The 861-nt window shown below is 48.5% G+C and carries 1 protein-coding gene; it reads left to right on the top strand.

The genetic code is table 11. The features are described from left to right. Window positions 1–163: 163 nt before the first annotated feature. Window positions 164–861, top strand: a 698-nt coding sequence (locus KDU71_RS22780) for a tyrosine-type recombinase/integrase (protein ID WP_212193436.1), incomplete at its 3' end; no start/stop codon positions are given.

Here is an 861-nt window from a genome sequence, read left to right as displayed (position 1 = left end):
TGTTGCACTAAACCTAAAGGTAGCTAAAGTCCGTTGTCTCAGCTACCTTTATTTGTCTTATAATACTTAGTTATGAAAAAAAAGCTTTACCAGAATTGATGAAGCCTGTTCTTCATTACCCAAATTTAAGGAACTCTACCTTAAATTGAAACGCCACACCGAATTGACGGGCAAAAGTTTAAGTACCCTGCACAATTACGGACGCTGTCTGGCCACCATGGCCTTGTATTTTAAATGCTGCCCCACTGAACTGGATGAAGAGCAGGTGCTGGATTACCTGCAGCAGCTAAAAACCAATAGCCGAACGCCATCGTCTTCGTATTTTAAACACACCGTTTACGGTCTGCGTTTAGCCTATAAAATAGTGGGTGTGCCATCCAAACGGGTGTTTCTGCCCCGCATGAAGTTCCCCAAACAATTACCGGTGGTACTCAGCCAGGGTGAGGTCAAACGTCTGATAGCCGCCGCACCTCTGTTGAAACACAAACTGCTGATCGCCCTTATTTACGGTTGCGGGCTTCGACGCTTTGAACTACTAAAGCTGCAGGTCAGCGATGTAGATCTGGAACGGGGCATGCTGCACGTTCGCGAAGGCAAGGGCCGTAAAGACCGTTATGTGCCCCTGGGCTGGCTCTTAACACGTGGCTTGCGTAAATACCTGCAACACGAGAAACCTTATCGCTGGCTCTTTAATGGCCGGGGTGACAATGGACAATTGCAAGCTTTTTCCCAAACCGGTGTGCAATGGGCCATTCGCGAAGCGGCTAAAAAAGCCGGTATTCAAAAACGGGTGACCTCACATGTGTTGCGCCACTCGTATGCCACCCACCTGTTGGAGATGGGCCTCGACATCATGACGCT

Source organism: Carboxylicivirga sediminis (genome assembly GCF_018156225.1).
In the GTDB taxonomy this organism is placed as follows: domain Bacteria; phylum Bacteroidota; class Bacteroidia; order Bacteroidales; family Marinilabiliaceae; genus Carboxylicivirga; species Carboxylicivirga sediminis.
Note: the sequence above shows the minus strand (reverse complement) of the source record. Positions and strands in the feature narration are given on the sequence as shown.